At 60.1% G+C, this 7,767-nt stretch carries 5 protein-coding genes; 3 read left to right on the forward strand and 2 right to left on the reverse strand.

The window, feature by feature from the left end:
- Positions 1 to 77: 77 nt before the first annotated feature.
- Together lptG and AB4043_RS07290 are read right to left on the reverse strand one after the other, a co-directional pair.
- Complete coding sequence (gene lptG, locus AB4043_RS07285; protein WP_442299889.1) at positions 78 to 2,414, reverse strand: LPS export ABC transporter permease LptG; 2,337 nt, start codon at positions 2,412 to 2,414, stop codon at positions 78 to 80.
- 228 nt (positions 2,415 to 2,642) lie between these two features.
- Positions 2,643 to 3,608, reverse strand: a complete 966-nt coding sequence (locus tag AB4043_RS07290; RefSeq protein WP_442299888.1) for an acyl-CoA desaturase — start codon at positions 3,606 to 3,608, stop codon at positions 2,643 to 2,645.
- A gap of 192 nt (positions 3,609 to 3,800) precedes the next feature.
- Between AB4043_RS07290 and AB4043_RS07295 the strand changes: the two genes are divergently transcribed.
- The 3 genes from AB4043_RS07295 to AB4043_RS07305 form a co-directional block, all read left to right on the forward strand.
- Positions 3,801 to 5,111, forward strand: coding sequence for an FAD-dependent oxidoreductase (locus AB4043_RS07295; RefSeq protein WP_442299887.1), 1,311 nt, complete (start codon positions 3,801 to 3,803; stop codon positions 5,109 to 5,111).
- A complete protein-coding gene (preA, locus tag AB4043_RS07300) occupies positions 5,104 to 6,504 on the forward strand; it encodes an NAD-dependent dihydropyrimidine dehydrogenase subunit PreA (protein ID WP_442299886.1) in 1,401 nt (466 codons plus the stop codon). Before AB4043_RS07295 ends, preA begins: the two co-directional genes overlap by 8 nt.
- Before the next feature lie 42 nt (positions 6,505 to 6,546).
- Positions 6,547 to 7,767: NCS1 family nucleobase:cation symporter-1 (locus tag AB4043_RS07305; RefSeq protein ID WP_442306761.1), on the forward strand; the 1,221-nt coding region annotated here is incomplete at its 3' end.

A 7,767-nucleotide genomic window follows, 5' to 3' on the forward strand; every position in this document is an offset into this window, starting at 1 on the left:
AAACGCCACTGCACGATACTGCCGGGATACCTAGCAACAGGGAAAATGCTCTGACGACAGGAGTTTGATGACACACCCTAGGTCGGAGTCCGGAGCAGGAGGTAGGCCCCGGCGAAGGCAAACAGGATATCCGGCGACCAGGCGGCCAGCATCGGAGGTAGCGTATTCACGTTGCCCATCGCCTCAAAGAGCCCGGCAATGACCCAGTAGGCGATGGCCAGACCGATGGCGGCGGCGATGCCGGCCAGTGAGCCCTTGCGGCCCATGGAGAGTGCAAACGGAATCGCCAGGATCGCCATCACCAGGGTCACTAGAGGGTAGGCGATCTTGTGGTTCAACTGCACCCGCAGCCGCATGGTGTCAAAGCCAGACTGTTTCAGGTCGTTGATGTATCGCGTCAAATCCGCGAACGACATCTCCTGAGCCGCGACGAACTCCTTCTTGAAGTAACTGGGTTGTTCGTGGATCTCGGGGAAGAGGGAGACGGTGAACGGCTGATAGGTGGCGACGGACTCTTTGTCGAAGGTGCGCTGCCAGCCATTCTCAAAGATCCATTGATGGGCGCTCTGATCCCAGTGCGCGCTGGTAGCGAAGACGCGGCGCTGCAGTGCGAAGGTTCCGGGCTGGAACTCGAAGACGGTCAGGTTCGCGAACGAATTCATGTCCGGGTTGAAGAACTGATAGTAGAAGATACGGACCGGATCCTCGCCGCCGTTCGTCTGACCGGTAATCCATTTCCGGTCTGGACGTGAAAAGGTTTGTGCCGGCCGTGCCTTGATGACCGAGCGCAGGGCTTCCTGACGTTTGTTCGCGGAGGGAAGGTAGAACTCGTCGAAGGTAAACAGCAGCGCCGCCAACACCGCCGCGAGCACGAGGACCGGCGCCGCAATGCGGTAGAGCGAGATGCCGGTGGCCTTCATTGCCGTGATCTCACTGGTGCGGTTCAATGCGCCGAAGGTGACAAGAACGGCGATCAGGGCGCACAGCGGAGCCAGGTTGTAGAGCATGTACGGGATCAGGTTCAGCAGGTAGTCGCCCACCGTAACGAGCGGCGTACGGTTGCGGATGATATCTCCCACCAGCTCAAAGAAGCTGAAGATCAGCGACAATGCCACGAACGACGAGAGTACCAGGGCAAAGTTGGCGACAAACTGCCGCATGACGTAGTCGTCCAGCAGCAAGGGGAAGCCCCAGATGGTCTTACGCGCACCGCGGTCTGTCGAGACGATCTCAGCCTGTTCGGTTTGTGGCTCTTGCGTCTTACCCCTCTTGAGACGGGCGGCTATCCACTGTCCCATGCCGGCAAGCCGTCCCAGGGGGATGGTCTCCACTGAAAGTCTCCACAGCAGAAAAATGCCTGCGAGTGCAAAGACGAGATTGGCTGCCCATATGCCCACTACGACGGGTAGCTTGCCTTGTCGTGCGACCGCTTCTCCGATGGAGGAGAGCAGGTAGTAGATGAAGACCAGCAGGATGGTCAGCACGAAGCCCGTCGACTTACCGCCGCGGCGTGACGACAGGCCAAGAGGCACACCGACCAGGACCAGCACAAAGCAGGCGAAGGGATAGGAGAAGCGCTTCTGCAGCTCGATACGCCTCAGAATCCGATCTGGCGCATTGGCGCGCATTAACTCCTGGAGCGGCATCGCTAGCAGGGGAGTGTTGCGCCGGGTGATGTGCGTGTCGTCGGACGCTCCGGCGCTGATCGGCAGGTCGCTGTCCGTAAAGGTGGAGATGTTGTACTGGTTCGGATCGTTGGCGGCGATCTGATGCTGACCGCCCGCATGCAGGCTCATGCGGAGGGTCTGGTTTCCGCCGTTGACCACGACCGCTTCGGTTGCAGTGGTGATGAGCGGCGAGGCAGGATGCGCCAGGTCGGCAAGAAAGACGTTCTTCCACTGCGCTGCACCGACGCCGGGCACGACATCCTGCACATAGAGGACGTAGTCCTTGAAGTCTTCATAGAAGACGCGCGGCTGCACCTCGAAGCTGACCTGCGACTGTTTCAACTCGTTTTCGATCTGGATGAGCGCGGAGGCCGCGCGCGGTGCGAGATAGAGCGAGTTGGCGAGTCCGAGAGAAAAGGCTCCGACCGCGACGATAGAGACGATGCGGGTGAAATCCAGCACGCCGACGCCGCTGGCTCGCATCGCCGTGACTTCGGAGTCGGCCGCGAGCCGTGACAGGCCGAGCAGTACGCCGACCAGGACAGACATGGGCAGGGTGAGCGTGAGCGTATTGGGGACGGTGTAGAGAAAGATGCGGAAGACGTCTGTCAGGGGCGCCGAACCGCGCACGACCAGTTCAAGAATCTTTTCCAGGTCGCGCATGAAAAGCACGAAGGTAAAAAGTGCGCCGCCGAGAAGGGCGTGTGAGAGCAACTCACGCAAAATGTAGCGGGTCAGGATGCGCACGGTTGGCTTAAGTGTACGAGTTAGTGCATTTTCCCTGTAGGTGTAATGTAGGGATTCCTCATCCTATGGGCGTTTTCCGCAATGAAAACGCCGGTGCATACCCTTCCGGAACCCCAGCAATAGGGAAAACGCTCTCTAAGTGTACCGAGGATGGCCGGCTGGTCGCGCGTTACCGGCAAAAACTGAGGCCCGCATCTGCGGGCCTCAATGAGATAGATGGATACTTGACTAGCTGCCGGCCGGCCGGGGATCTTTCGGATCCCACTGTGCGATCAGGACCTTCTTGGCGAGACCAAGTTTCTCCAACACCCAGATGCCGTAGTAGTTGATATCGAACTCGTACCAGCGCAGGCCGTGACGGGCGCTTACCGGGTGAGCGTGATGGTTGTTGTGCCAGCCTTCGCCGCCGGTCAGCAGAGCGACCCACCAGTTGTTGCGGGAGTCGTCGCGAGTCTCAAAGCGGCGCGCTCCCCACAGGTGCGTTGCCGAGTTGACCAGCCAGGTGGAGTGCAGGCCAAGCACTGTACGGAGGAAGATGCCCCACAGCACCATCGACCAACCGCCGATGACGTAGCAGATGGCGGCAGCGGTGGCGATCGAGAGCCAGTGGTACTTCGACATGAAGACCTGGAAACGGTCCCTGGTCAGGTCTGGCGCATAGCGAGCCAGCATCGCGGTGTGCGTATGCAGGGTGCGGCCGGAGATGATCCAGCCGGCATGGGCCCACCATGTGCCGTCGTGCGGCGTGTGCGGGTCGCCCTCGTGATCGCTGAGCTGGTGGTGAACACGATGTGTCGCTACCCAGAAGATTGGTCCGCCTTCAAGGGCGAGCGTGCCGCAGATGGTCAGGCAGTACTCCAGCCACTTGGGGACCTTGTAGCCGCGGTGCGTCAGCAGGCGGTGATAGCACATGCCGATGCCAACGTTGATGGCGAGGAAGTACAGCACCACAAACGCAGCCAGGTTCTTCCAGGAGAAACAGAAGAGCGCGGCAATCGCTCCCACATGGAACGCGCCCATGAAGATGGACGTGATCCAATTGATCTTTCCGCCCTGGGCAGCGCGGCCCATCAAAACGTCGGTGTTGGGCCGAGTCTTCAACAGGGGCGGACTTACCAGGAAGGACTGCGGTGCGGTAGACGTGCTGTTAATCGTCTCTACTTCCGAGGTCGGTGGGAGTACGGTATTTGCCAAAATCTGTTCCTTTAATAATGGAGACAACCTTGTTTAACAGTATCAGCGTTAGCACAGAATTGCTGTGATTCCGGTCATTTCTTTCCGGTCCCAGAAACAAATAGGGAAACCCCTGATTCTATTGACTTACCTTGTGGGAAGGGGTAGCTTGCAATCTCTACGATCAGTTTGTTTGAACGGAGGGCCACGATTTTGGGCACCGCATTCACTCCGCATGCCGGTATTACAGCTCGTTTCCCGGAGCTGAAGCCTGCATTGACGCCACAGGCGGCAATGGTGGAAGCCAACCGCTGCCTGAACTGCTTTGACGCGCCTTGTACCGCTGCCTGTCCCACACACATCGACGTTCCGCGCTTCATTAAGAAGATTGCCTCGGGCAATATCGCCGGCTCCGCCCGCAGCATTCTTGAAGCCAATGTCCTGGCGGGAAGCTGCGCCCGCGTGTGTCCGGTCGAGGTGCTCTGCGAAGGTTCCTGCGTGATGCATCACCGCGCTGAGAAGCCGATTATGATTGGCCGGCTGCAGCGCTATGCCATGGATAACTTTTATGGGCGCGGCCTGCAGATTCCAGTTCGTCAGCGTCCTGAGCTGCCACTGCGAGTCGCTTGTGTCGGCGGCGGCCCCGCGAGCCTGGCCTGCGCGGCGGAGCTTCGCCAGGCCGGTGTGCAGGTAACGGTCTTCGACAAGCGCGATCTCGCCGGAGGTTTGAATACCTACGGAGTGGCGGAATACAAACTACGCGTCAGCGAATCACTGCGCGAGGTGGAAGCGATCCAATCCATGGGCGTTGAGATCCTGCAGCGTGAGATTGGGATCGAAGATTTCGCAGCCCTGGAACAGGAGTTCGACGCGATCTTTCTCGGTGTCGGGCTTGGGGAGATGCACCGGCTTCGCATCCCCGGTGGAGAGACCGGCGTGATGGATGCGCTGGACCTGATCGCCGGGTATAAGACCGGAGAGATCCTCTCCGTCGGCCGGACCGTAGCTGTCATCGGCTGTGGCAACACCGCGATTGACGCAGCCGTAGCCTCAAAACGGCTTGGCGCCGAAGAAGTTCACATCGTCTATCGCCGCGGTCCGGAGGAGATGTCCGCTTTCGGCTTCGAATATGAACACGCTCTGCAGGAGGGTGTGAAGTTCCTGTGGTGGCAGCAGCCGATTGCACTGGATGCAGGCACGCTGCTTTGCGCCGGGACATCGATCAACGAAGCCGGAGAGCTTGTCGTCGGCGAGATGCGGACCCAGCTTGCCGCTGAAGTCGTGGTGCCGGCGATTGGCCAGTCTCCGCTTGCGAAATGGCTGTCTTCGGTGAAAGGAATCCAGCTCGCCAAAGGACGTGTTGTGGTGGACCGTGCTACCGGCGCCACCAGCCACGCGAAGTACTTCGGCGGTGGCGACTGCGTAAACGGCGGCCGCGAAGTGGTGGATGCTGTCGCCGATGGCAAGAGAGCCGCGCGTGGCATCACCGCAGCTCTGGGAATAACGGAGGTGGCTCATGGCTAGCCTGAAGACGACCTTTGCCGGTATCGAGTGCATCAACCCTTTCTGGCTGGCGAGTGCGCCGCCAACCAATTGCGGCGAACAGGTGATGCGCGCCTTTGACGCGGGTTGGGGAGGAGCGGTCTGGAAGACGATTGGTGAGCCAATCACCAATGTCAGCTCGCGCTACAGTTCCGTCGATTGGGCAGGGCAGCGCATGATGGGCCTGAATAATATCGAACTCATCAGTGACCGGCCCATCGAAGTCAACCTGGCGGAGATTGCCGAGGTGAAGCGGCGGTATCCAAAACACGCCGTCATCGCTTCGCTGATGGTGGAGTCGCGCCGCGATGTCTGGCACGAGATGGTGAAGCGAGCCGAAGATGCCGGGTCCGATGGCCTGGAGCTGAACTTCGGCTGTCCCCATGGCATGAGCGAACGCGGCATGGGATCGGCCGTCGGTCAGGTTCCGGAATAYGCGCAGATGATYACCGAGTGGGTAAAGGAGGTCGCGCGTACGCCGGTGCTGGTGAAGCTGACCCCGAACATCACGGACATTCGTGTAGTGGCTCGGGCGGCAAAGCAGGGCGGCGCCGATGCACTGTCTGCGATTAACACCATCAACTCCATCACGGGCATCGATCTGGATACCTTCACGCCACGGCCGAACGTGGACGGTAAGAGCTCGCACGGCGGTTACTGCGGTCCGGCGGTTAAGCCGATTGCGCTGAACATGGTGCAGTCAGTGATGGCCGACCCGGCCTCAGTGTTGCCGATGAGCGCCATTGGAGGGATTGGTACCTGGCGCGATGCAGCCGAGTTCCTGCTGGTGGGCGCGGGCACGGTGCAGGTCTGCACTGCGGTGATGCACTATGGCTACCGCATTGTCGAAGATATGATCGACGGCCTGTCGCAGTGGATGGACGAGAAGGGCTTTGCCTCGCTCGACGACTTCCGCGGCCTGAGTCTGCCACGGGTGGCCGAGTGGAAACACCTGAACCTCAACTACAAGATCGTTGCGCAGATCGATGAGTCGCTATGCATCGGGTGCGACCTCTGCCACATCGCCTGCTGGGACGGAGCGCACCAGTGCATTCACACGGACCGGGTGACGGGGCCGGTGGATGGGCACGTTGAAGTGCATCGCAAGCCGATGGAAGCCGTCCATGCCACGATGAGCTCGATCGCCGTGACTCGCATTCCGAAGATGGATCCGCCGGTGGTCTCGCAGGGGCTCCACAAGGCGCCGCTTGCCAGGATTCCCCGTGTGGACGAGACCGAGTGTGTCGGATGTAACCTGTGTTCACTAGTTTGTCCGGTTGAAGATTGCATCACCATGAAGGAAGTCCCAGTAGGTCTTGCTCCGGAGACGTGGGAAGAGCGGACTGTGAAGCTGGGGATCGTTGAACAATGCTGAGCCCATACGCAAGGAAAAAGGGCTCGAGGAAAACAGGTGATCATGCCGCAGCAGCAGGCCAACAGTCTGTACAACGAGGACCTGGCGCCAATCCCGTTTACTGAGCGCTCCTGGGGTGTCTACAACTACGTTTCACTCTGGGTGGCGATGTCGGTCTGTATTCCCACCTACATGCTCGCCAGCGGTCTCATCGCCAACGGCATGAGCTGGAAACAGGCGCTCGGGACGATCTTTCTGGGGAACCTCATCGTCCTCGTCCCCATGATCCTGAACGCCCATGCAGGAGCTAAATACGGGATTCCGTTTCCGGTCTACGTCCGCGCTTCATTCGGCGTACGCGGAGCAAATATCCCGGCGGTGCTGCGAGCTTTGGTGGCGTGCGGATGGTTCGGCATCCAGTGCTGGATCGGCGGGCAGGCGATCTACTCCATGCTGCGTGTGATCGCTCCTGCCATCGCGTCGGCGCCCGCCGCGGTCTGGATCTGCTTCTTCGCCTTCTGGGCCATCAACATGGCGGTGATCTGGCGCGGGATTGAGGTCATCCGCTGGCTGCAGGTTGTCTCCGCCCCCTTCATGCTCATCGTTGGTCTGCTGCTGCTCTTCTGGATGACAGGAAAGGCCGGTGGGCTTTCTGCAACCCTGGCGAATGCCGCGACCTTCCATGCAGGAGCGGCAAAGGCCGATTTCTGGAAGATCTTCGTTCCATCGCTGACGGCGATTGTCGGCTTCTGGGCAACGGTGGCGCTTAACATTCCGGACTTTACCCGTTACGCGAAATCGCAGCGTGCCCAGATGGTTGGCCAGGCGATTGGCCTCCCTCCAGCCATGACGCTCTATTCCTTCATCGGTATTGCGGTGACCTCCGCTTCGTCGCTCGTCTTCGGCGTGGCTCTCTGGGATCCGGTCGTACTGCTCGGGCACTTCAATCAGCCGGTCGTTGCCTGCATCGGTCTGGTGGCGCTGTTGCTGGCCACGTTGAATACGAATGTTGCCGCGAACGTGGTCTCGCCGTCGAATGACTTCTCCAATCTCAACCCCCGCTGGATCAGCTTCCGCACCGGAGGCCTGATTACCGGGGTGCTTGGCATTCTGTGCATGCCCTGGAAGCTTGCTGCGGATCCGGCACGGTATATCAACGGCTGGCTGGTGGGTTACTCCGGCCTGCTGGGCCCGATTGCCGGCATCATGATCGCGGACTACTTCCTGGTGCGCGGCCGGGAGCTCGATCCGGATGGGCTGTACCTCCGGGGCGGCCCGTATGAA

The sequence above is a fragment of the Terriglobus sp. YAF25 genome (assembly GCF_052113305.1).
Lineage (GTDB): Bacteria > Acidobacteriota > Terriglobia > Terriglobales > Acidobacteriaceae > Terriglobus.